The sequence below is a fragment of the Bifidobacterium sp. LH_416 genome (genome assembly GCF_056357055.1).
Window position 1 is genome coordinate 154112 of record NZ_JBKEVJ010000002.1, and the last position, 24030, is coordinate 178141.

Consider the following 24030-nt stretch of genomic DNA (forward strand, 5'->3'; position numbering starts at 1 on the left):
CGACTCGCCAGAAAGTTCATCGAGCGTTATGAATGCCTTCGGCCAATTCCTCGCTCTTGGCGGCGAGCAGCTTCAGACCTTCTGCAGCATCACGAGCGGTCTTGTTATCATCGGCCAGCAACGTGTGCACCAAAGCGGAACCCACGATAACGCCATCGGCATAGGAGCCGACCTTGGCACCTTGCTCGGCGGTGGACACACCAATACCCACGCAGACATTCTTGGCGCCAGCCTTGCGAGTACGTTCCACGAGCACTTCTGGAGAAGCATCAATGGTGGAGCGCTCGCCGGTAACGCCCATGCGTGCGGCCGCGTACACGAAGCCACGAGCGTTACGAGCCACGGTTTCCAGACGATTGTCGGCCGAGTCCGGAGAAACCAGGAAAATACGATCCAGACCATGACGATCGGATGCCTCGATCCATTCCCCTGCTTCATCAGGAATCAGATCCGGGGTAATCAGGCCTGCGCCACCGGCATTCCCGAAATCGGTGGCGAAGCGTTCGACACCATAGTGGTAGATGAGGTTCCAGTAGCTCATGACCAGCGGTACGCCACCGGCATTCGCTACGGTTTCCACGGCTTCGAACACGCGCTTGATGGTTTCGCCGTTGCGCAGGGCGATGGAGGATGCGGCCTGAATCACCGGACCGTCCATGACCGGATCGGAATACGGCAGGCCGATTTCCACTGCGTCAACGCCGTGCTCGACCATGGTCTTCAGTGCGTCAAGGGAAACTTCCGGGTTCGGGAAGCCGTATGGCAGGTAGCCGATGAAGGCCGGCTTGTTCTGGGCTTTGAACTTGGTGAACATTGCCTCGGTCTGGCTGGGCTTGTGACTGATGCCCAATGGCTGGCCGGATGGCGTGGTTGCTGTGTTGGTCATATCAAAATCTCCTTTTCCGCCCCTAGGCTCCCCTCTGGAGGGGAGCTGTCACGAAGTGACTGAGGGGAGGTATGCAAAAAAAGTTCTATGTTTAGATGCCTGCTTGATTCGTGTTTTGCAACTCGAGACGACTCGCAACGACTCGTGATTCACGCCACGGTGTTGCCGTGCGCTCCGGTTACTTCAAGTGCCTTGGCTTGATCGTCGGTCAGGTAGCCGAACCACTTGCCTGCGGTGGCCATGTCCTTGTCACCTCGACCGGAGATGTTGATGATCATCACAGCCTTGTCGTAACCCTTGGCCTTCAAATCGGCGGCGGCCTTGTAAGCGCCGGCCACGGCATGGGAGCTTTCGATGGCCGGAATGATGCCTTCGGTCTGGCTCAGGTCGCGGAAGGCGTTCATGGCTTCCTCATCGGTGGCCCAAGAGTAGTTCACACGGCCAATGTCCTTCAGCCAGGCGTGCTCAGGGCCAACGGATGCGTAATCAAGACCTGCGGAAATGGAGTAGGTGTCGAGGGTCTGGCCTTCATCGGTTTCCAGCAGATAGCTCTTGGCACCCTGGAACATGCCGAGCTGGCCGGTACCGGGAGCGAATCGAATGGCGTGCTTACCAGACTCAGGGCCGTTGCCGCCCGCTTCATAGCCGTACAGGTTCACGCGATCATCATCAAGGAAGGCGTTCATCACGCCAATGGCATTGGAGCCGCCGCCCACGCATGCGCAGATCGCATCCGGGTGGTCGATGCCGTACCAATCCTGAAGCTGCTGCTTGGCTTCCTCGCCGATGATCTTCTGGAAGTCACGAACCATGGCCGGGAACGGGTGAGGGCCAGCGACCGTGCCGAGCAGGTAATGCGTGTCCTTGACGTTGGTCACCCAATCACGCAGGGCTTCGTTGATGGCATCCTTCAGAATGCGGTCACCGAGCGTAACCTCAACCACTTCGGCGCCAAGCATGCGCATGCGGGCCACATTCAAGGCCTGACGACGTGCATCGATCTGACCCATGTAGATGCGGCACTTCAAGCCCAGCATGGCGCACACGGTTGCGGTTGCCACGCCGTGCTGGCCGGCACCGGTTTCGGCGATGACGCGGGTCTTGCCCATGCGCTTGACGAGCAGAGCCTGTCCCAGCGCATTGTTGATCTTGTGTGCACCGGTGTGGTTCAGATCTTCACGCTTCAAGAAGATACGAGCATCAAGACCGGTCTTGTCCTTGACAAGCTTGGCGAAACGTGGAGCCTCGGTCAGCGGGCTCGGACGGCCCACATAACGCTGCTGCAGGGTCATGAACTCCTTATGGAATTCCGGATCCGCCTTGGCTTCGTTGTATACGCGCTCCAGCTCGTCCAGAGCGGTGATCAGGGCTTCCGGCACATAGCGGCCACCGAACTGGCCCCAGTATGGTCCTTGATGTTCGCTCAATGGGGTGGTTTCGGATGCTTTCACTTGTGCTCCTGCCTTTACTAGTCGTTCCACTGCAAGTTCATGATCGTCGGCAGTGGCCACGCCCTCGCCGACCAAGACCGCGTCCGCTCCTGCACGGGCGTAATCCTCGACTTCAACTGCGCCGAAGACACCGGATTCCGCCACTTTGATGACGTCCTCAGGCAGGTCTGCAGCCAGTTCGTTGTATTTATTGACGTCCACGCGAAGATTCTTCAGGTTACGGGCGTTAATGCCGATTACCTTGGCTCCGGCTTCACGTGCACGTTCGATTTCCTCACGCGTGTGGGTTTCCACTAGCACGGTCATTTTGAGCTCATGGGCCAAGTCGAGCAGATGCTTGAGCTTGGCATCATCCAGTGCAGCTACAATGAGCAGCACCAAATCAGCACCGTGTGCGCGGGCCTCGTAAATCTGATAATCGGTGACGATGAAATCCTTGCGCAGCACCGGAATGTGCACGGCTGCACGCACCTTGTCCAAGTCATCGAGAGAGCCGAGGAAACGGCGACCTTCGGTGAGCACGGAAATGGCGCTTGCGCCGCCCTGCTCATATTCGTGGGCCAGGCCGGCCGGATCGGGAATATCACTCAGGTGGCCCTTGGACGGAGACGCGCGCTTAATCTCGGCAATCACTGGAATGCCGTCCTCACGCTTAAGCCATCGCATCGCGTCAATCGGAGCAGGTGCGGCGAAGGCAGCCTTCTGCACATCCTCAAGTGACACAGTGCGTTCACGGGTCTGCTGGTCTTCCAGCGCGCCCGCTACCAATTCGTCCAGAACCGACATGATCCTCCCTTTGCTGGTAGTCGATCATGCGTCACTCTAGGTCACTGGCCCGGCAAAAACCGCGCCCGTCCTACATTTTGGGCTATTCAGTTGCCACCAGCGAGCGCAGGAGTGCGATTTCCTCGCGATGCGTGGTGGGTGTTTGTTCCTTGGTTTCCAGAATCATCGGCAATCGTGCCATGTTCGGGTCGTTCACGAGTCGTGTGAAGAATGGGAGGCCGAGTTGGCCTTCGCCAATGTTGGCGTGACGGTCTTTATGCGAATTTAAGCCGAATTGGGAATCGTTCACATGGATGGCTTTGACGGTGTTCAAGCCGATGACGTCATCCAGTTGGCGCATCACACCGTCATAATCGTTCACTAGATCGTAGCCGGCATCCAGCACATGGCAGGTATCGAATGTGACGCCGACATTCGTCTTGTTGTCGATACCGTCCATGATGGTGGCGAGTTCTTCGAAGTTCCGGCCGCATTCGGTCCCCTTGCCTGCCATGGTTTCCAGCAGCACCATGATGCCGTTTGCTCGTTCGAATACCTGATTCAGACCTTCGCTGATCAGTCGGCATCCGGTTTCGGCGCCCTGGCCCACGTGTGCTCCCGGATGAATGTTGATGTAGGTTTCCTGCCCGGCTTCACGAATCGGAGTCAGTAGTTCGATGTCTTCTGCGAGTGCGTTGATGGCGAACCGGCGTTTGTCTTCATCCTTGCCTGCGAGGTTGTAGACATACGGTGCGTGGACCACCAGTGGACCGTATCCTTCGGCTTTGAGTTGGGTGCCGAACTCCCCTGCGGTGCTTGGGTCCAAGGCTTTTGAGCGTTTGCCATACGGTGAGCGTGGGAAGAATGCGAATGCGGAGCCGTTTTCGTCGTGTGATCGTTCCAGTAATGCTTTCCATCCGCCGGATGTCGACAAATGCGATCCGATGAATAACTTCGTCATTCCTTTTCCGCCTTTCGTTACGGCCATCGTGCTCAAATGTTCAGGGCTGTATCCGGGTTTTCCCTAGTGTATTGGAGCGTTGCTGTCTGTAATAATAGAGTTTTACTGCGAATACAGAGAAGGACATGCCATGCGACTCATCGGTAACATTCTGTGGATTATTTTGGGCGGCATTGAAATCGCCATTGGCTGGGCCATTGTGGGATTGCTGCTGTGCGTTACGATTATCGGCATTCCGCTGGGTATTCAGGCGTTCAAAATGGCGGGTCTTACGCTGACGCCGTTTGGTAAGACCGTGCGCTATGGCGGTGGGGTTGGGTCTTTGCTCGCCAATATTGTCTGGGTGGTGCTGGTTGGCGTCTGGATGGCGTTGAGCTATGTGGCAGCTGGCGTGCTCAATTGCATCACGATTATCGGCATCCCGTTTGGTTTGCAGTCGTTCAAGATGGCGAAGCTGGCACTGTGGCCGTTCGGCGCGCAAATCGAGAACCTGTAAATATCACGTGGTTGTATTATCTGCTTGCCACGATGTAGTGCCGATTATTCTGTGGCATCCAATCATTGCCAGGCTTTGAGCACACTTGCCGGCACTTTGGATGCGTCAAACCGATAGTGTCCGGTTACGCTCATGTGATGCGCGAATGCCAGATAATCGTTTTCGCGATTGTTCTGCGCCATGTTATGCAGCACGTATGTGATGCCGTTGCCGTCACGCTTGTCCGAAATGATGCCAATGTGTTTGGTGTGATTGAAGACCACGATGTCGCCACCCTGCCATGAGGCTTTGTCCGTAGGATCAGTGGTGAGGCTCTGCCCGTATTTGGCGAAGAACACATCCAATACGCCAGTACGACGAAAATCAATGTTCGGATCTGGATTCGATGCCACTGCAGCATAGCTGGCCGGGTCGGCAGCAACATCAGCATCTACCATGGCCTTGAGATCATAGCCGGCCTCGCGGAATGCACGCCATACCAAATCGGTGCAAGCGCCACGGTTATCAGGCGGATAGCCGCCCTGGTAGTAGCCGTCATCATACTGCGGCTTGGCTTGCGCATCCTTGCGCGCACCGGTAACGATATCCGCGTAATCGTCCACGCCATTGTTATTGAAATCAACCGGGCTCACCGTTTTTGGATACTTCTGGTCAGCCTCATCCGCCGACATTGTCGAAGCATCTGAACCTTGTGAGGTATTGGCTGATGTGGTCTTTGATATCCGGGATGCGATGGCACTCGCCATCGATTGCCAAGGCAGGCCTGTCATATGCCGTATGGCGAGTGCTCCACCGAATACCAATGCCAAGATAATTGCGACAGCAACAATCAGCTTCGTTCGGCGGTGAACCTTATGTTGCATCACTGTTTGCCTGCAGACTGCTGGTTATTCCGGTTGCGCATATGGCGTTCCCAGAAGTACTCGGCTATATCCAGTGCAATCCCAACCGCAGCGATCACAACGAGCAATAGATTCTCACCGATAGCACTAATCAGCAATAGTACATAGCAAGCGATTCGGGCCACTCGCCACCAATTGATACTCATGGTTTTATGGTAGCGCCGTACTTTGCGGCTTTGGTAAAGGTTATCTTCTGTGCGGCATACGACGGTGCGGCTGTCATCTATAGATGACACAATTCCGATCTCCCGGCCTTAGGGGAACGTGGCAATACCCCGGAATCGCCGCGGTTCCTCTTGGACGACGAGAACATAGGGCAGTCGCATTGCCGACTGAGCAGATTACCCACCGAGTAGATTGTTCTCTTCAGGAGGGGATACACAATGAAACCTTTGAAGATGCGTAGCAAGGTGCTGCTTGCGGCGGGCATGGTGACAGTCGGATCGTTGGGTATTCAGACCTCGTCATCCTTGTCGGCGTCGTTGTTCGATGCGCTGGGTCCGATTCCGGTCAGCTCGATGCGTATGCTCGTCGCGGCGATGGTCATGCTCGTAATCATTCGGCCCAAGCTGTCTGGCCGGTCGAAAGGCGAATGGTTGGGCATCGTGGTCTACGGGCTGGCGATGGCGGCGATGAACATCTGCCTGTACTCGGCCATCGATCGCATCCCGATGGGCGTGGCCGTCACCTTGGAATTCCTCGGCCCATGCGTGGTCGCCCTAGCCGGTTCACATCACTGGCGCGAAGGCCTGTGCGCGGTGGTTGCGCTGATGGGCGTGGGGCTGATCTCGTTTACGCCGGGAGGCTACTTCAATCCGGCGGGCTACCTGTTCGCATTGGGGTCGGCCTTCTGCTTCGGCCTGTACACGCTGTTCGCGGACAAGGTCGGCAAGGCGGGCACCGGGCTGGACGGGCTCGCTTTATCGGTCACGGTAGCCGCTCTTGTCACACTACCGATATCCATCGGCCACGCCGCACATACGATACCCGCCCAATGGGGCGTTATCGCTGCTTCGGCTGTGCTGGGAGTCGCGATCCCTTACACAATGGACACACTGTCCGGACGCATCACGTCGGCACGCGTGGTCGGCACATTGTTCTCCATCGACCCGGCCATGAGCGTCATCATCGCCGCATTAATCCTGCGGCAGACCATCACGCCGGTGGCCGTCCTCGGCGTCATCGTCGTTTCCCTCGCCGGAGCGCTGCTTGTGTGGGCATCCGGCAGTCAGGCGTAGAACGGCACAGGGATGGCCGGACGCCGAAGCCTTTCAGATCCTTCAGTGACGAAGCGGCCTTCCGCTCGCCGACGCTCCCCTACCTGTCGAAGTGGCAATTACCGAAGAAACTGCGCCATGCCTGCACGAAACCGTTCCAGTTACGACGCATATACAGCTGGATCTTCCTGGTCGTCTTGGCGTCCAGCGTGGTCGCATCCACGACCACGTCACCATCGGCGGTCAACACGAACTTCGCGAGCCGGTACGAGTCGTTACGCTTGATATGAAAATGCACGCCGTGGCCGCCGTCATTGCTGGTCACATAAAATTCTCATATCCGACGACATCTTCAAACCAGATCTCAGGCATATTCACGATCCACTTCGCGCGCATCCTCCACGAACGGATAGGCGCGTTTGAAGTAACCCTCCACCAATGGCAAAGATTCCTTCCATCGGGAACGTGTTGCTTCTCACGGTGCCGTCATTATTGAACACGATCTTGAACCCGGTCGCCGGCTCGGTGACCGTGACCGTCCTCGCCGTGTACCCCAAGCGAAGACCATTGGCCTCCAACAGGTTGCTCATACCAACCTTCGCCATAGTGCCTCTAATCACAACATGTGATGCCGTCCCTACATACTTCCCATCGACTCTACGCCCATGCCGATATGTGATGGAAGACTCGCGTGAACGACAATCAACCCCATGTCATCTGGCGAAAACTACTTCTGATTGTTCGCAAACCGATTGGCCGAGGGCTTCGCAGCCTTCTCAGAATCGCCAGCCGCCGAATGCATCCCGGTTGAGTCCTTTTTCTGATTCATGTCACTCCCCCAATAGGCTCTGACGATGATCGAAATCACCACGTACAGCACGCAGGCCATTCCCAGACCCAATGCCAGATACTGCAATGTCGCGAATTGGAACACCATGGCGACGGCCAGCATGTCGACACACAGGTTGACGCAAACGACGAACAGAATCCTCCCCGCAACGGCATCGGACCTATAGTCAAGCAGCTGACCGCGCGCATCAGGCTCCAGTCGCTCGGCCACTTTGCCGCTATAGGCGATCCCACCCATCACCAGCAGGATGGACGCCACCAGGAACATGGCCGCCGTCATCCCAAAGTCCCAGAACCGCTCCGAACCCCACCCATACCGAATAAGAGCGCATGCCGTGAGCACGACGGAATACAACGCAATGGTGCCGGCCGCCATGAACATCTGCAGCCGACCCTCGCTCATGCCCGCACGCCCACTACCGGAGTCCTGAGTGTTCTTGACGGCCATGATCGTCCCTCTTCCTTGAGTCTCCGCAAGCCCATGCATATCACCAATGCTGACACACCCAATGAGCGTGGGCAACATCGCGTCAAGCAATCGCATGACATGGAACAATCATGACGCTGATCAAGCATCCATGCTAGCCAAAAGGCGATTACGTCGTCTAAAGACTACAAGGGAGCTGCAGGCAGTCATTTTCCTCTCTCGGACGACACCCTCAATGTCAGTCAATCATTATCCTGGCATAGCAACGGTGAAACGCCCTTCGCACATACTTAGCGCACTTTGCGCACCCGGCCAGTACTGGCGAAGAGAGCAGCATGACATCATTTGCGTGCGATAATGGAATGCAGTTACACACGGCACTGTGCGATGTTCATTGCTGATCGTCGCGCCCGATCTTAGACAGCAACAGGAGCGGATATGTACCACGTTTTGGTGTCGTTCGCATACGACTAACGGCCGGCATCATCCCGACCGATACTTCCGTTGCGATCATACGCCGCAGTCGGCGTGCGACCGCAATGATTCGTTATGCGAAATCACACCGAAACGTCGCCATGACATTCCCTTTTGATTGCACCATCCAATCACGCTCATCACGAGGTCAGTTGCAAACTCGACGGGAATCAATCATGGCGCATGAATGAAACGAGTCTGTCATGAACACTGATACCACCCATCCCATTCCCGATGCCTACATCACATCCACAGCACCGCACGACTCCCCCATTGAAAACATTGCAACAATATCCGGCGAACAGCATCACGCCGATGCGGCGAAATCGCCCCAGTCATTGTGGCACGTGCGCGCCTATCGTAACTGGTTCGCCGCCGATACGGCCGACGTGTTCGCGGTCAGTCTGCGCACATTCGCCATACCGCTGGTCGGATTGGCCGTATCCGGATCCCCATTCGTTGCCGGTCTGCTGGTCACCATCGAATCCGCCATCGGACTGGTTCTGATGTCCATTGGCGGGGCGATAGCCGACCGGCACGATCGCCGTAGGCTCATGATTCTGCTTGGCATCATCGGCGCGGGACTGTCCATCGCCACGACGGCGGTGCTTGCCACAGGCATGATGTCCGCTCCCCTGTTTGCCATAATGGTCACAGCCTTCGCAGTGATGAACGGACTGCTCGGACCCTCCAATGATGCAATGCTGAAGTCGATCGTGCCGATGGACCGGTTCGCCAAGGCGCAGGCGATACGAGAAGCACGCGAATCCTGCGTGGAACTGTCCGGCGGCGCAATCGGCGGACTTCTGTACCGAATCGCTGGCTGGTGCCCGTTCCTCACCTCCGCTGCACTGTATGGCATCGCCACTGTCACGGCGCTCGCACTGCCGCAAAGAACCGATACGCATACAGCAACAGCGCCTGCAATGGCAATGAATGCCATGCAGGATGCTACCCCGTCGTTCTTCACGCAGTTCGTTGAAGGATGGCGGTGGACGCTGACTCGACGCACGATACTTGCAGCTATCGCGCAGGGCGCGACCGTCAACGTGGCCTGCTACGGCAGTATCATCGGCGTGCAAATCATGCTCGCCGAACGCGGCACCGATCCCGCGCTCATCGGACTGGTCAACACGTTCACCGGTATCGCCGCGTTCATCGGCTCGCTCGCTGCTGGATGGCTGGTCGAGCACATTCCCACCGGCCGGCTCATCATCCTCACCTTCGCGGTGCTCACAGTGGCAATGATCCCGCTCACTCTCACCAGCTCATACGCGGTGATTGTCGCATGCATGAGCGCCACATCGCTGCTGTTCCCCGCGCTGAACGCTGGCGAACTCGGCTTCATCTACGGCCGCACGCCCGATGACATGCAGGGTCGCGTTTCCACCGTGTTCGAGACCACGATAGGCGTGCCCGGCGCGCTCACCCCAGCGCTGGTCGGCTGGCTGCTGCAAACCCCGGGACTCGGCTTCCGCGCAGTCATGATACTAGTCGTTATCTGCGCCGCAGCAGGGCTGGCGCTCGCCTGCACGACCCCGACTCGGCATATCCCGTTACCCAGCCAGTGGGAGGAAGCCGAATTGTAAACGCACGTGGCAGTCGATATTGGCACGTACCTCATCAAGGCTTTCGCAGACGTGTATTTCCGCCGGCTCATCGGACATGTTCCGGGATCCTCCATTCGTATTGGCGATACGGTTCGCGGCAACATCCATGTCGACGTCCGCGGCGGCCATGCGGCGCTCCGTCACCGTGAAGTGCTCCAAGACGACAAGCGTATCGTCGTCGATCGGGAACGTCGGGTCGGCGAATCCGGCGCGGTATTCGTCGGAGTTCCAGAACGCCTCATGCGTGCGCCGCCATTGCTCCGCGGTCGTATCGCCTTCGCCCTCGTCCATCGCCTGACGGTCGGTCACGTCACCCAAGCGGGTCACGGCGACATCGGTGGTGGTCAATACCGCCACACCCTGTCCGTTGGAGTCGACCAACACGGATCGGTCACCAACCTGCGGCAGCGGCTCGCCGCACGACGTGTAGTCGAGCAGCAACGCGGAGGTCGCAGTCTTCGTGCCGTCGAGGATCAGCCGCACCAGCCGGTCACGTTCCGGACCGGGCATCATGAACTCCGCCTTCGGCAAATCCGCATGCTCCGGATCGGCGTTCCATGCTTCATTGACCAATCTCATCATTCCCTCCCGGCAGTCATATCCATCAATAATGCTGCCGATCCCAACATCGCGCCAATCAAACGGGATATCCGTCGTCTAAAGACGACGCCATGGCCGCAGACATCCACCTGGCTAGCCACTGTGCAATGGCATAACCTCATGCAAAAACCCGAATACAGCCTTCCACAGTCCTGATCACACACCGCTGAGACAATCATCGGCGATATGAGACGGCCGCGTTCGCGTCGCGTTTGATGACGCCGGCCTGTATCCACCCGCTCGTCGTTCCGCCGATCAGTTTGTCGTAGTCGCGCGTCGTGGACCATGACAGCAGTGTGAAGCGTTCGGCGCTGAGATCGTCGATGGCGTGCAACTGCGCGGCGGAACCGTGCAGCGGCGCGTATCCGCCGCGCGTGGGCACGTCGTTTGCGTCGAGGAAGTAGTAGTACGGGCAGTCGCGGTAGTACCAGTATGCATCGATGTACGTGTACTCGTCCTGAGCGATTACCGGCTGCTCAGCTGAGCAGACGACCTGTCGGCTGAGCGCTGCCGATCCGGGCGTATCGTTGCGGTCGAAACTGTGGTTGCCGCGTACGCCGTACACGATCGTTCCCGAGGCCAATATCGCGAGCGCCACAGCGTAGACGAGCAACATGCGACGGCCGCACATCCGATGCGCGAGAACGCATGACAGCGCGATCATGGCATAAACGAACGGTGCGGCGACGATCAGATAGCGTACGGAGAACATGCCGTAGCCGCCGCTGGACAGTTCCTTGACGGCGGACCAGACCATCAACATTGCCGTCGGCACGACGGCGAGCATGACGATCAGCCATGTGGCCGCGATGGGCTGCTGCGAGAATACGCACTGTTGCGATGCGGATGGCGTGGATGTGTATTGCTGTGATGCCGATGGTTGCGGCAGACCCCACGTCCGCATGCACAGCCGTTCCGCGATGAGTATGCTGACGATCAGCGTCATCGTGACGCCGATCAGCAGCGAAACGATTGACGGCAGTTCCGTTTCCGTCATGCCAAGCAGAAGGATGTCGAGCGTGTTCGCCACGCCGGACATGTTCGTGCGACGACGTACCGGCGGTAACACAGAATTGTCGAGCTGGCTCCGAAACACCGGCATCCACGGCAGGAACAGGTCAACCGACGTGAGGTAGGCGAGCAGCCATCGCCACTCGGACAGACGTCGCATGCGCCATGATCGCACGACAAGCCATATCACGTGCGTCAGCCATACGAATGCAGTGAGGTACAACGTCAGCATGCCGAGTGCGACAGTCACGGCATACGCGATCCACCGCACAATGCGATGTCGCGCATCACACGTCCCGGTCACGCCGACCGCACGTAACAGTAGCATCGTGCCGCCCACGGTCAACAGCATCGCCGGCGAATACATGCGCAGCTCGTAGCCGTATCGCAGCATGAACCCACAGCACATCATCATCGGCATGCACGCCATCGCCGTGCTCTCGCCGCACAGGTCACGCATCAGCAGAATCGTCACGGCCACCGCAAGTCCGAGGCATACGCAGTTCGGTATCCGCAACAACTCAACATCTTCGCCCACAATAGTCAGCCATGCTTTGAGCAGCAGATAGTACAACGGCGGATGCGCGTCGACGGCGGTGAGCGCGATCAGCCGCGGCACGGGTTGGCTTGCCAGGATCAGCGAGTACTGTTCGTCGAACCACAGCGATTGATTCCGTCCCATCAGCCAGCTGAGCACGGTCGTCGACAGCGCGCAGCACACGGTCAACACAAAAAAGATTGCGGGAGACATTGACGCAGAGGGAAAAGTATCATCACCGCAGCTGCGTCCGATGACGTGTTTGTCGTACATGCCAGTTTTGCAATTGGATGTTGCCTCGGCACGACGCGATCGTGTTACGAAAGTGCATGCGGCGCGTCTACCTGACGAACGATTCCGTCCATAGACCATGATTCATGCCCCTTTTCCTTTGATGATTCGCGGCTGTGTGAATCGTCCGCACAGCCCTGTGCCGCACAATTCCAGTGTGCGTTCATTACACGGAGAACGTGCCTGTATCATCCCTGATTACGTGCCGTTGCACCCCTGATTGTTGTTCAGGGATGCAACGGCACCAGTCAGTGCGATTCCGGATTTGAGTTAGGTTCCATACGTCCTCCTTGACAAACTGCCGTAAGAACCAACCTGGTCTGTCATCTAGCATCCAACTGGCATAACGGCATCATGAAAGCGCCGTTGTCATGGGCGCAACTGGCGTCAAGCAATCGCATGACACAAGCATCATCATGACGCGGTTTGAATTGTCGTGCCAGCCAAAGGGAATTACGTCAACCAAAGACGACAGGATGATCTACGAGAGGGCAGTCTGCTCTGCAAGCGGCATCAACGCGTGGAGAATCCAGGTGCCGTCTTCGGCACAGGTGTGGATAGCACCGCCGAGTGAGGCGAATCGATTGCGGTGCAGGGTCAGACCTTTGCCGGAATGCGGTTTGTCAGGCAGCAGAGAACGTGTAGCGATGTCATTGACCTGATCGATGACCAGCGTATCGATGTTGCAGCGCACAACCACTTTGTATGTTCCGGAACAATCGCCATGCACGGCAATGTTGGTGTATAGCTCGCGCAGCAATGCGACGGCCGCGTCCAATCGTTCCTTCTCTGCACGGCCCTGCAGCAACGCATCGCCGTTCAGCGAGCACGCATCGGCCAAGGTCGAATCCCCGACGAATCCCAGTTGGACAAGATATTGGTCGCCTCGTTTCATCTCGTCGTGAATCCGTTCCGTGAATGAACCATAGCGGAAGTCGCCGCAAGCAACGTCTCCATCAACATTGTCATCAGTGCTGACAGCATTTCCATCAGCACCATTGCCACTACCCGCATCATCGCCGTCAAGCATATTGATAACCGTACGTACCTCGCCAAGCGTGTTGATCGCGCGCTGGTGAAGGTCGTCGAGCATCGCGATGCGCTCGGCATCGGTCTCGCACGAACGTTCATAGTCCAGACGCATGGCCATGTACGCGAGATTGTTCGTCACCGCGTCGTGTATCCGGCTCGCCGCCAACTGGTCGCGTTTCATCGATTCCAACCGCTGCCGAGCCTGCTCGTAGCGCAGACGGTCACGCTCCGCGCGGCCGGCCGCATCTCTCCATGACAGTGCGCGCCCCACCGCATATAGTCCAACGAACACCATCAACAGTGTCGCATACTCGTCCACGCCGATGCCATCGGCAACGAATTTCATCCATCGCACCACGCAGATGCAGATCGGCCACAGCCAGCCGGCCCACGATTTTGTATACAGGCCAAGCACAGCCACGGCCAGAAACGTGCCGAACAGCAGACTCGACCCACCCATATCTGGCAGCAAGCAGCACACCATGAATGTGCTCACCACCGCCATGGCCATCGGACGTGGCTTCCATGGCATCGCTAGCACGCACACCACATGCACCACCGATAGCACTGTCGTGACGGGCAGATGCGCGGGATACACCACCATCTCCAATACGGTCAGTCCTACGGCGACCACGGCAATGAACGCCATGATGCTGCGCGGTCGGAAAACCCACGCCGCAACAATCTTGCGCCGCTTGCCCAATCCCGCGGCTGTTCTCGCAATCAATCCTGCAACATCATCCATTCGGCCACCGCCTGCGTCCGGTTCTTCGCGCCTAGCTTGCGTGCCGCACGCATCACATATGTCTTTACCGACGATTCGCCAATCCCCAGCATCACGCCAATCTCCTGTGAATTCCTGCCCTCGGCACACAAACGCATGACCTCGCGTTCACGCTCCGTCAGCAGCGCTGCAGCATCTGCGGCTACGGTAACCGTAGCCGGCCGAGTCTCAGAATCATCGGCGTTACCGAGCTCAGCCTCCGCCGCAAGCAACGCATGCGACTGGGCCGCGGTCAGATCGGACACATATCGCGTCCGCGGAATTCGACCGTTGGCCAATGTGACCGCTGCATCGCAAATATCCTTCACCCGAGCCTTGTCCATCACGCACTGTGCGCCCGCAGCCAGGGCGTCAGCGGCGTAATGTTCCAACGAGAAGGATGTGATGCCGATGAGCACTACGTCGGGCGTCGCTGCACGTACCCGTCGGCACACCTCCACGCCGCCTATTCCCTCCAGCGACATGTCCACCAACAGCACATCCGGTCGTGATGCAGCTGACAGGCATCGCTCGACTGCATCCTGTCCGCGGCGGCATGTCCAAATCACGGTGGTTTGAGGTAGCTCACGCCGGACCAGCAACGTCAACATCCGCAGCGTCAACTGGTCGTTGTCCACCACCGCGACGTTGAAACGCTCCCCGTCATACATATGCATCACCTCGAAACAGCACAACAGTCAGAGGACATCATATATCGGCGGCAATGCTCATCGGTTCGTAGGAGACGCCTCCGAATTCCTTCAGATGCTGATGAATACCTTCCTCTCTCACGCATTGGCGTGTCGATTGTCCGCACTGTGCCGGCTATGATGCCCGTGATATTCCAGATATCAATCGGCTATACGTGCGAGAAGCGAGAAAGGAAATGAGGCCATGGATAATGCGTTGTTTGAAAAGGCGCCTATTCCCAAAGCGTATTTCTCGCTGGCAATGCCAGTGGTGCTCAGCATGCTGGTCACACTGGTGTATAACCTGGTTGACACCTATTTCATTGCTCATACCGGCAATACGAATATGGTCGCTGGCGTTTCACTGACCGCTCCTGTATTTACGGTGATGATCGCGCTCGGCGATATTTTCGGTCTTGGCGGCGCCTCGGTCATCTCCCGTTTGTTCGGCCAGCATCGCTACGCGGACGGCAAACGTCTCAGTGTGTTCTGCTTCTATGCAGCCATTGCCACTGGCATTATCATCACGATTCTTGGCCTAGTGTTCCGCTCACAGATGCTTGACTTGCTGGGCGCCACCGAAGGAACCCGGCAGTATGCCAGCGAATTCTATACGCTGATTATCATCGGTTCACCGTTCATCATCGTTTCGATGACGCCCACGAATCTGCTGCGCACCGAGGGCCATGCCGTCCAATCCATGATCGGTTCGATGGCTGGCACCGTCGTTAACATCGTGCTCAATCCGTTGTTCATCCACGTGTTCGGCTGGGGTGCCTTGGGCTCTGCCGGCGCAACGGTAATCGCCAATATCTGCACTGATATCTACTACGTATGGTTCCTTGTTGCACGCAGCCAGAACCTGTCCATTCATCCGAAATTGATGATTGCCAGGGCTGCTCAGCCAACCGGCAATATCACGCGTATCGCTCACGCCATCAATATCACCGGTCATGAGATTCGCAGCATCTTCGCCATTGGCATTCCTGCGGCGATTACGAATCTCACGCAGAGCGTGGGAATAGTCATGGTCAATCTATTCCTCTTGCCGTATGGCACAGATGCTGTGGCGGCAATGGGCATCGCATTGAAAGTGGTCATGATTGCCGTACTGGTATTCGCTGGTTTCGCCTTTGGCGCTCAGCCTCTTATCGGCTATAACTTCGGTGCGCGCAATATGAACCGACTTCGCGGCATCATGCGATTCTCATACGTGTTCCTTTGCCTATTCGCACTCGGCATGACCGTGGTATTGAGTCTTGCCGATCGTATGCTGATGCGATTCTTCATCAACGATGATGCTATCGTGACGCTGGGCGCGGGCATGCTTCGCGTGCAGTTGTTGAGCCTCGTATGCGTGGCGGTGGTAATGGTGACCACATGCACATTCCAGTCAACCGGCAAGGCGCTTGGTGCATTCATACTATCCATCAGCAGACAAGGTGTGATGCTTGCGCTTACGCTGGTTGTCGGCTCGCGATGGTTCGGATATGAGGGTGTGATTGCCGCACAGGCTGTGGCTGATTTGCTCACCGCTGCACTTGCCATAGTGCTGTTCATGGTGATGCTGCCTGAGTTGAGGCCGCGTATCCGTAATGTGCAGTCAAAGATACTGCACCAATAATTTCCTAACGTTTATTGCATACGCCTGATACTTTCTTTGCCGGCAACATACCAGCTGTCCGCCGGTAGCGGAATTGCAGAGCCGATGTGCACAATCGAGCGCAACAATAATGGTGACGCGTTGCGCAATCGTCACCGGGCATGCCGGAACCATGATTCACGTGACATGTCATGACAATCCAAGTTTTCGAGAATTCGGAGCGTTGTTATAAGGAAAGGACGATCATCATGACCGAGCAACGAGTTCAAGTGGGCAACAGTGCTCTCGAAGTGTATCCGCTGGTGCTAGGCGGCAATACATTCGGATGGACGAGCGATGAGCAGACCAGCCGTGCCGTGCTTGACGCCTACGTGGAGGCAGGCGGTAACTTCATCGACACTGCCGACGTATATTCAGCATGGGCGCCAGGCAATGCAGGCGGTGAATCCGAGATTATTCTCGGTCGCTGGCTGGCAGTGCGCGGCAATCGCGACCACGTGGTTATTGCCACGAAGGTCAGCGAACACCCGCAGTACAAAGGCCTGTCTCATGACAATGTGATTGCCGCCGCAAATGAATCGCTGCTGCGCCTCGGCATCGATACGATTGATTTGTATTACGCTCATTTCGACGATAAGAACACTCCATTGGAGGAGACTGCCGCCGCATTCGACGAACTGGTCAAGGCTGGTAAGATTCGTGCGATTGGCTTGTCGAACTACACTGCAGATCGTATTGAGGAATGGTTCCAGATTGCCCGCGAGCATGATTATGCATTGCCGGTTGCGCTGGAGCCTCACTACAATCTGGTGACCCGCGGCAACTATGAGCGTACGCTCGCACCGGTTGCCGAGCGCGAGAACTTGGCGGTGTTCCCGTACTTCTCGCTGGCCGCTGGTTTCCTAACCGGCAAGTATCGTTCGGCAGCCGATGCCGAAGGCAAGGCTCGTCAGGGTATGGTGGCCGATTATCTGACCGATGATGGTTTTGCACTCGTTGACGCACTTGATCAGGTCGCTAAGGAGCATGGCACGGCAATCGCAACGGTTGCGCTGGCATGGTTGCGTCACCGTCCGCAAGTTGCCGGCCCTATCGCCTCAGCCCGTACGCCAGAACAGCTGCCGGCATTGATTGATTCTGTCTCGCTTGATTTGACTGCAGATGAAATCGCTTTGCTTGACAAGGCATCCGAGCCATTCACCAAGTAATCAAAAATATCTAGATGCAGTGAAAAACGTCGTGGCGTATGCTCTACTCAATATCGTGAGCAAACAGGCGCCATGGCGTTTTTAATCCTAACTGCCTAGCAATTATCTCGACTACGATAAACGTTATGTCTTTAACTAATGAGCAGCGCGCGGCGACGATTCGCGAATTCCATGAGAATATGCACCGACTGGGATTGACTACCGAGAGCATCGGCCGAGATTTCGGCGTAGATGGCGATACCGTGGAGCGAATCATCAATCTTAAATCCGGAGTATTGGAATACCCGTGGATAATCCGTGATTATCTACTCACCCAGGCTACGGCACAGGGCGTGGAATTGAATCCATTCACGGCGTTACGCGGTGACCCACACGACTACTGGTTCCTTGATGCCAACATCATCGACCGAGGTGAAATCGACTGAACCTGTTTTCGGTCATTATGAGAAAGGAGCATTCAATATGATTGACGGATTCAAGAAGTTTATTTCGCGAGGCAACATGATCGACATGGCGGTCGGCGTGGTTATGGGCAGTGCGGTCACCGCAGTGGTGAACGCAATCGTGGACAGTCTGATTAATCCGCTGATTGCCATGATTTTCGGCAAGCCGGATATGAGCGGACTGCTGGCGTTCACGTTCAACGGTGCCACCGTATCTCTTGGCGCTATTCTGGGTGCGCTGCTTAACTTCCTGGTGATTGCGGTGGCGGTGTACTTCTTCATTCTGGTGCCGATCAATAAGTTCCGCGATATGTCCGACGCACTGCTGGTCAAGGCCAAGCTCAAGCAAGAGGCGGACGAAGCCGAGCAGCAGGCTGCGCAAGCCGCTGAACAGCCGAACAAGCCCAGCGTCGACGAACAGACCATCGCGCTGCTCACCGAAATTCGCGATCAGCTCGTTCAATCCAACTCTGAGGCACACAGTGTTTCTAACAGTGTTTCTGACCATCACAGTCCGATGACATCCGCACTGGAATAATCAGGTGATATGAAAGAATTTCTTATCCGTTGGCTGGTGCTGACCATCGCGGCGGCCGTCATGGTCGCCGTGCTGCCCGGCATGGTGGCGGTGGGTGAACCACCGATTCTTGGTGTTGCGGCATTCTCACTGTTTATGGCGTTGATTAACGCCTCCATCAAGCCAGTTGTTCATCTACTTGCTTTGCCGATTTCGATTTTGAGTTTCGGTTTGTTTGCATTGATTCTTAACTGGCTGTTCATGGAGCTTGCCTCGTGGCTGGCATTCTCCCTGTTTGACGTGGGCGTGATTATTCAAGGCTTCTGGTGGTCGGTAATCGGTTCACTCATCATGGCGATCGTGTCAGGCATCGTCGGTTCGATTATTGGCGAATAGAACAGGTTTGGCGAAATCTTCGCCGTTGAAGTAGCCGGCTATGGCGTTGTTTTCGATGATGAGTTGCGGGTCGATGGCAAGCGTGTGATGCGGATCTTCGGTGCCACAGTACACATTGCTGTGTGTGAGTAGCCGTCGATCTACGTACATTGGCAAATCATTTAAAAACAGTGGTCCAACCGTGCCCACGTCATAACCGGTGCGATCTTTGACCACGTCCGGCGCGGCAAGATGAATCTGATGCAATCCCAACTCGCGCCCCAGCTGACGCCATTTCAGATGAGCCGCCGCACAGGCAACCACGGCGAACACGCCTTCCTTTGCTTCCACAATATAAGTTGCAGCCGCCTGATTGATATCGAACACTTGCGCGCCGGATATCAAATCCACAATTGCCGTCTCGTGTTCAATGAGCTCGGCACGATCACTATGCTCGGCTACGAATTGCCGTATCGCCTCATACTTGCTATTCATGTGTGTCCATCTCATCTGAGAATCATTATGTACGCGGTTCAGCGAAGATCCCGCGTACATAATGTCGATTTCAGGCTTCTAATCATCATTATGTACGCGGTTGAACATACACACCGTCACCAATGTGCGCACACCGACTACTACCGCACATCCCATTCTGGCTTCCACGAGTATTGCATGTCGTATGCGGAGGCCCAGAACATGTATTCGTTTTCTACGCCGGTGACGAAAATATCCACGAGCTCCTGCTTGCGTTCCTCACTCAGGTCTTTCGTCAGCTCTTCAATGTGCTCGATGAGCCAGGCGGATGAGCTCCAGAACTCTTCTGTCTTATACATGTCAATCCAGCTCTTGTATGGGTTGGCGTCAAGCGTATCGGCGAATTCAGCGGCCAGACGCTGCCCATAGTCGGCGTATACCCATGCGCAAGGCAGCACTGCCACCAGAATGTCAACAAGCGGGTTACCGTATGCGATGGAAAGAATGTTCGATGTATACGCGCGGGCGAACGCGGATTGACGAACATTGTTCATTTCTTCGACGCTAATGCCGTAGGAAGCCATGTATTTACGATGCATGGCAGATTCCACGTTGAAAATGGCGTTCTGCACGTTCGCCATGAATCGCATCACTTCAGGATCCTGCGTCTTGGTGAGCGCCAACGCGTGCACCTTGGCATAGTCGTTCAAATAGCGGTAATCCTGCAACAGGTAGAACGCGAACTTCTCGCGGGCTAGTGTGCCATGCCCGAGTTCGCGTAGGAACGGCTGATTATAGCCTTCCTCCCAAACCAGGTTTGCAGCGTCTCGCAAACGCTGGGCGAATGGCGGCAGATGATTGAATGTGATTGGGCCGAATGCAGCGGCGTCGAATGCCATAATTGCTCCCTTCGATGGTGTTAGCCAACAGGTTCCAAGGGTCAGGCGTAACGCCTATCTCAACCCAGACTGCTTCTCACGCGATTCCATGAAATCACGTGCACTCACATCGCAATCGCACAGCAATCACATCCAATTGCACGCAGATCACGTACTCGCCGGGTTCCCCTGCAACGCGCCTTATTATACGGGGTCAAAGCCGTTTGCAACAGCATCTCCACGGCCCGCGAAATGCAATAATCAGCAAGTCCGCGTCACTATAGTGAGCATTGTGAATAGCGATGTCGCACATGCCATGTCGCAACAGAACGACAACAAAGGAGTAGGTATGGCATTGATGGAACCACCAGCGATTCCGGTTCGCAAGGCGCATGATGGGCTGGAGCTTCCGGCAATCGGCTTCGGCACGTATAAGGTCAATGGTTTTGCAGGCGTCGAGGCTATCAAGTCCGCACTCCAGGTCGGTTATCGTCTGCTTGATTCCGCATTCAACTATGAGAACGAGGGCGTGGTGGGCAAGGCCATCCGCGAGTCCGAAGTGCCGCGTGAAGACATTATTGTGGCTTCGAAATTGCCGGGACGTCACCATCAGTATGATCAGGCTCGCATAACCATCGAGGAATCGGTGGCTCGTATGGGACTTGACTACATTGACCTGTATCTGATCCACTGGCCGAACCCGTCACAGGGCCAGTTCGTGGAAGCTTGGCAAGCCTTGGTCGATGCACAGAAACAAGGCATTGTGAAGCATATTGGTGTGAGCAATTTCCTGCCTGGCCATATCGATTTGCTGATTCGCGCCACTGGTGTGACTCCGGCTGTGAATCAGGTGGAATTGCATCCGTTCTTCCAGCAGGCAGAGCAGCGCGCCTATGACGATGCTCACGGCATCATCACCGAGGCATGGAGTCCACTGGGCCGTGCGAATCAGATGCTCAAGGATCCGACCATCGTGCGCATCGCCGAAAAGCACAGTGTCTCCCCTGTGGCCGCGATTCTGCGCTGGCATCTGCAACTGGGTGATGTGGCGATTCCGAAGTCCATGAATCCCGAACGTCAACGTGCCAACCTTGATCTGACTGGGTTCGCGCTCGACGAGCAGGATATGCAGGATATCGCTGCCATGGATAATCCGGAAGGTCGTACCTTCGAGCAGGATCCGCACTGGCACGAGGAAGACTGACTCTCGGCTGTGACTTCAACAATCACAATGGAAAGTCAGCATACATCGCACATTGTGAAAATGTTAACTTCCTAAACTTTTAATGCGAGCCTATCGCAGATAACCTAATTGTCTGTGATAGGCTCGCTCTGTTGATGGCAACAATGACGCCGCCACCGAATAGAACGGAGAACTATTATGACGGACGCTTCAGTATTCGATCAGTATCCCCTCGATCAATGGAAAGATCCGAACCATCACATCATGGATCGCTTCTCTCTGGCTGGTAAGAAAGGTTTCGTGACTGGTGGTGCTGGCGGTCTCGGCCGCAATGTGGCCGCGGCTTGGGCTGAAGCCGGTGCCGATGTGGCGATTGTTGATCTGCCGCGCACCAAGGAAACTCTTGAACCGTTGGCTAAGGAACTGTCTGAGCGATACGGCGTGAAGGTTGTGCCGCTGTACTGCGATGTGTCTGATAAGGCACAGGTTGATGCATTGAAGACTTCACTGGTTGAGGAGCTTGGCACAGTTGATGTGGCGTTCATCAACGCCGGTGTGAATGTGCCTGGCGATGACGCGGATGAACCGTATGAGGTTTGGCAGAAGACCATCGATATCAATCTGACTGGCGCATATCTGACCGCGCAGATTGCGCAGCACATCATGCGCGAACATAATCATGGTGGATCGCTGGTCTTCACTTCGTCGCTGTCCGCACACAACGCGAACTTCATCGCCGGCGGCCCTTCGCCGGTAGCTGCTTATGGCGCGTCCAAGGCTGGAATCTACGAGTACGCACGATACTTGGCTGCCGCGCTTGCCCCGTACGGTATCCGTTCGAATGCGATTTCGCCCGGATACGTGTGGTCCGGTATTTTCGAGGGCCGTATCGTGCCTGAAGCGCATGACATGATGACCGCTCCGGTGCCAATGCATCGTTTCGGCACTAACGAGGAAATCGCCTCTGCCGTGCTGTTCCTCGCCAGCGATGCATCGTCTTATGTGACCGGCACCAATCTGCAGGTCGACGGCGGCTACTCGGTGTATTAAAACCGGCAAATCGATTCAGCTTCCCTGCCTGCTGATACCGCCTTTATGGCCGGTGGCTTTGAACGGCTGCGCATGCCTCATCGATGTGTTCGATGCTCCGTGCGCGGCCGTTTTGTATGTGTTCACATTCTTGCCATTTACACGAGCTTCACCGTCGTTTGATTGTCCTCTGACTGTAATGTTCTTAGCTCGCAATGCTTTCAACCATCGCTCATCCATACGTAATTCCTTTACGACTTCTTTGGTTGTAATTCGCTTACAGTCTTAAGCTGTGGGTCAGCGAAGCGACGATTCTGCAGTGCTCCTTTATCAGCTGCATCATGGGCAAATCCATTGATGATTTGAAGGTTGCGCTCCGGCTCACGGGCCACCGTGTGAACTGTGCGATTGCCACCGATAGATATGAGCTGTGTTCTGCGTTGTTCGTGATTGCCTCCCTCAGTCAGCTTCGCTGATGGCTCATATCAGGCCGAGTGTGCGGAAGGCGTTGGCTATGCCGTTGTCGTGAATATCAGTGGTCTGTAGGTTGCAGAATTGTTCGATGCCGTGAATGGCATTGCCCATAGCCACGGATGTGCCTGCAGCCTTGAGCATGGCGGTGTCATTATCGGAATCGCCAATTGCAATCGTGTCGGCGATGGAATATCCCAACGCATCGGCAACATCACGCACAGCGGTGCCCTTGTCGATGCCGTTAATCAGCAGCTCACCATTATTCGGGGAAATCTTGTCATACGAACCGTGCACCAACTCGAACCATGGGCTCAAATCCTGTTTGGTTTGTTCAAATGTCACATCCGGTTCCGGACCAGTGAAGTAGGAGCCTTTGCTCACATGAATGGTCTGGCCAAGCGTAGAGCCGAACGACACTTCAATCTCATCAATCAAATGCCAGAACTTTGCGAATTCACCGCGGTTGAACGCCATACCTTTAGATTCCAAATGACGGCGATATCCTTCGGAGATATACATGCCGTCCGCACCCTGCCACTGGTAGTTTTCAATGTGATGCAGCTTGAAATACTCCATTGCCGCATCCACCGCAGCAGGCGGCACCAAATGCTGGAAGAGCAGTGTATCGCCTACATTCGCCTGAGCGCCAGCTACAGACACCACACCATCGAAGCCAAGATCCAAGATACTGCGCTCGATCTTCGGCATCGAACGGCCGGTGCAGATGAACAACTTATGCCCGTTGCGCTGCGCCTCATGGCAGGAGGCTTGCGCGGATTCAGGAACCCGATGATTCTCATCCGCCAACGTGCCATCAATATCCAGAAAAACCAGTTTGCTCGTAGTCATGAATACCCCCGTTATGCAACATTCATTACCGACAA

General features: G+C 56.0%; 25 protein-coding genes. 11 read left to right on the forward strand and 14 right to left on the reverse strand.

The genetic code is table 11. The annotated features are described in order from the left end of the window. Window positions 1–16 precede the first annotated feature (16 nt). From trpA to AC1AY0_RS05210, 3 genes are all read right to left on the reverse strand, one after another. A complete protein-coding gene (gene trpA / locus AC1AY0_RS05200) occupies window positions 17–886 on the reverse strand; it encodes a tryptophan synthase subunit alpha (protein WP_476524053.1) in 870 nt (289 codons plus the stop codon). 149 nt (window positions 887–1035) lie between these two features. Beyond that, window positions 1036–3123, reverse strand: coding sequence for a bifunctional indole-3-glycerol phosphate synthase/tryptophan synthase subunit beta (locus tag AC1AY0_RS05205; RefSeq protein WP_476524052.1), 2088 nt, complete (start codon window positions 3121–3123; stop codon window positions 1036–1038). An 82-nt stretch (window positions 3124–3205) separates the two neighbouring features. Next, window positions 3206–4063, reverse strand: coding sequence for a deoxyribonuclease IV (locus tag AC1AY0_RS05210; protein WP_476524050.1), 858 nt, complete (start codon window positions 4061–4063; stop codon window positions 3206–3208). A 130-nt stretch (window positions 4064–4193) separates the two neighbouring features. On the opposite strand from AC1AY0_RS05210, the gene AC1AY0_RS05215 reads away from it, so the two are divergent. Continuing rightward, entirely contained in the window at window positions 4194–4559 is a 366-nt protein-coding gene (locus AC1AY0_RS05215) for a YccF domain-containing protein (RefSeq protein ID WP_476524049.1), read from the forward strand. Between the two features lie 62 nt (window positions 4560–4621). Here AC1AY0_RS05215 and AC1AY0_RS05220 read toward each other — a convergent pair whose 3' ends face one another. Both AC1AY0_RS05220 and AC1AY0_RS05225 read right to left on the reverse strand, forming a co-directional pair. Beyond that, window positions 4622–5422: a DUF1287 domain-containing protein gene (locus AC1AY0_RS05220; protein WP_476524047.1), complete on the reverse strand. Its 801-nt coding sequence runs from the start codon at window positions 5420–5422 to the stop codon at window positions 4622–4624. Further along, window positions 5422–5607: a hypothetical protein gene (locus AC1AY0_RS05225; RefSeq protein ID WP_476524046.1), complete on the reverse strand. Its 186-nt coding sequence runs from the start codon at window positions 5605–5607 to the stop codon at window positions 5422–5424. The genes AC1AY0_RS05220 and AC1AY0_RS05225 overlap by 1 nt, the downstream gene beginning before the upstream one ends. Window positions 5608–5844: 237 nt before the next feature. Between AC1AY0_RS05225 and AC1AY0_RS05230 the strand changes: the two genes are divergently transcribed. Next, window positions 5845–6699, forward strand: coding sequence for an EamA family transporter (locus AC1AY0_RS05230; protein ID WP_476524045.1), 855 nt, complete (start codon window positions 5845–5847; stop codon window positions 6697–6699). 79 nt (window positions 6700–6778) lie between these two features. On the opposite strand, the gene AC1AY0_RS05235 is transcribed toward AC1AY0_RS05230, so the two are convergent. Together AC1AY0_RS05235 and AC1AY0_RS05240 are read right to left on the reverse strand one after the other, a co-directional pair. Next, a complete protein-coding gene (locus AC1AY0_RS05235; protein WP_476524043.1) occupies window positions 6779–7003 on the reverse strand; it encodes a hypothetical protein in 225 nt (74 codons plus the stop codon). Window positions 7004–7405: 402 nt separating this feature from the next. Next, window positions 7406–7975 (reverse strand): hypothetical protein, encoded by a 570-nt coding sequence (locus tag AC1AY0_RS05240; RefSeq protein WP_476524042.1) that lies wholly within the window; start codon window positions 7973–7975, stop codon window positions 7406–7408. A gap of 656 nt (window positions 7976–8631) precedes the next feature. Here AC1AY0_RS05240 and AC1AY0_RS05245 point away from each other — a divergent pair. Next, entirely contained in the window at window positions 8632–10017 is a 1386-nt protein-coding gene (locus tag AC1AY0_RS05245; protein ID WP_476525999.1) for an MFS transporter, read from the forward strand. On the opposite strand, the gene AC1AY0_RS05250 is transcribed toward AC1AY0_RS05245, so the two are convergent. The 4 genes from AC1AY0_RS05250 to AC1AY0_RS05265 all read right to left on the reverse strand — a co-directional run bounded on the left by AC1AY0_RS05250 (window position 9985) and on the right by AC1AY0_RS05265 (window position 14944). After that, window positions 9985–10611: an ASCH domain-containing protein gene (locus AC1AY0_RS05250; RefSeq protein ID WP_476524984.1), complete on the reverse strand. Its 627-nt coding sequence runs from the start codon at window positions 10609–10611 to the stop codon at window positions 9985–9987. The genes AC1AY0_RS05245 and AC1AY0_RS05250 overlap by 33 nt on opposite strands. A gap of 202 nt (window positions 10612–10813) precedes the next feature. Continuing rightward, a complete protein-coding gene (locus tag AC1AY0_RS05255; protein ID WP_476526001.1) occupies window positions 10814–12400 on the reverse strand; it encodes a glycosyltransferase family 39 protein in 1587 nt (528 codons plus the stop codon). A 559-nt stretch (window positions 12401–12959) separates the two neighbouring features. Then, the gene (locus tag AC1AY0_RS05260) at window positions 12960–14255 is read right to left on the reverse strand and encodes a sensor histidine kinase (RefSeq protein ID WP_476524986.1); all 1296 of its coding nucleotides are present in this window, start codon (window positions 14253–14255) and stop codon (window positions 12960–12962) included. Next, window positions 14234–14944 carry a LuxR C-terminal-related transcriptional regulator gene (locus tag AC1AY0_RS05265; protein WP_476524987.1) on the reverse strand — a complete coding sequence of 237 codons (711 nt, stop codon included), beginning with the start codon at window positions 14942–14944 and terminating at the stop codon, window positions 14234–14236. Before AC1AY0_RS05265 ends, AC1AY0_RS05260 begins: the two co-directional genes overlap by 22 nt. A 223-nt stretch (window positions 14945–15167) precedes the next feature. Between AC1AY0_RS05265 and AC1AY0_RS05270 the strand changes: the two genes are divergently transcribed. From AC1AY0_RS05270 to AC1AY0_RS05290, 5 genes are all read left to right on the forward strand, one after another. Then, window positions 15168–16586 carry an MATE family efflux transporter gene (locus tag AC1AY0_RS05270; protein ID WP_476526003.1) on the forward strand — a complete coding sequence of 473 codons (1419 nt, stop codon included), beginning with the start codon at window positions 15168–15170 and terminating at the stop codon, window positions 16584–16586. A gap of 227 nt (window positions 16587–16813) precedes the next feature. Beyond that, window positions 16814–17773: an aldo/keto reductase gene (locus AC1AY0_RS05275; protein ID WP_476524989.1), complete on the forward strand. Its 960-nt coding sequence runs from the start codon at window positions 16814–16816 to the stop codon at window positions 17771–17773. 125 nt (window positions 17774–17898) lie between these two features. Next, entirely contained in the window at window positions 17899–18198 is a 300-nt protein-coding gene (locus AC1AY0_RS05280) for a DUF2316 family protein (RefSeq protein WP_476524990.1), read from the forward strand. A 37-nt stretch (window positions 18199–18235) separates the two neighbouring features. Beyond that, window positions 18236–18754 (forward strand): MscL family protein, encoded by a 519-nt coding sequence (locus AC1AY0_RS05285; RefSeq protein ID WP_476524991.1) that lies wholly within the window; start codon window positions 18236–18238, stop codon window positions 18752–18754. Between the two features lie 9 nt (window positions 18755–18763). Beyond that, window positions 18764–19129: a phage holin family protein gene (locus AC1AY0_RS05290; protein WP_476524992.1), complete on the forward strand. Its 366-nt coding sequence runs from the start codon at window positions 18764–18766 to the stop codon at window positions 19127–19129. On the opposite strand, the gene AC1AY0_RS05295 is transcribed toward AC1AY0_RS05290, so the two are convergent. Further along, the gene (locus AC1AY0_RS05295; RefSeq protein WP_476526005.1) at window positions 19097–19603 is read right to left on the reverse strand and encodes an aminoacyl-tRNA deacylase; all 507 of its coding nucleotides are present in this window, start codon (window positions 19601–19603) and stop codon (window positions 19097–19099) included. The two genes, AC1AY0_RS05290 and AC1AY0_RS05295, sit on opposite strands and share 33 nt — an antisense overlap. 140 nt (window positions 19604–19743) lie before the next feature. Beyond that, the gene (gene tenA / locus AC1AY0_RS05300) at window positions 19744–20481 is read right to left on the reverse strand and encodes a thiaminase II (RefSeq protein WP_476524994.1); all 738 of its coding nucleotides are present in this window, start codon (window positions 20479–20481) and stop codon (window positions 19744–19746) included. Between the two features lie 334 nt (window positions 20482–20815). Between tenA and AC1AY0_RS05305 the strand changes: the two genes are divergently transcribed. From AC1AY0_RS05305 to AC1AY0_RS05315, 3 genes are all read left to right on the forward strand, one after another. Continuing rightward, a complete protein-coding gene (locus AC1AY0_RS05305; RefSeq protein ID WP_476525039.1) occupies window positions 20816–21664 on the forward strand; it encodes an aldo/keto reductase in 849 nt (282 codons plus the stop codon). Window positions 21665–21841: 177 nt separating this feature from the next. After that, a complete protein-coding gene (locus AC1AY0_RS05310) occupies window positions 21842–22693 on the forward strand; it encodes an SDR family NAD(P)-dependent oxidoreductase (RefSeq protein ID WP_476524995.1) in 852 nt (283 codons plus the stop codon). Window positions 22694–23013: 320 nt separating this feature from the next. Continuing rightward, window positions 23014–23148 carry a hypothetical protein gene (locus AC1AY0_RS05315; RefSeq protein ID WP_476526007.1) on the forward strand — a complete coding sequence of 45 codons (135 nt, stop codon included), beginning with the start codon at window positions 23014–23016 and terminating at the stop codon, window positions 23146–23148. A 4-nt stretch (window positions 23149–23152) separates the two neighbouring features. Here AC1AY0_RS05315 and AC1AY0_RS05320 read toward each other — a convergent pair whose 3' ends face one another. After that, window positions 23153–23995 carry an HAD family hydrolase gene (locus AC1AY0_RS05320; RefSeq protein WP_476524997.1) on the reverse strand — a complete coding sequence of 281 codons (843 nt, stop codon included), beginning with the start codon at window positions 23993–23995 and terminating at the stop codon, window positions 23153–23155. Between the last annotated feature and the right edge of the window lie 35 nt (window positions 23996–24030).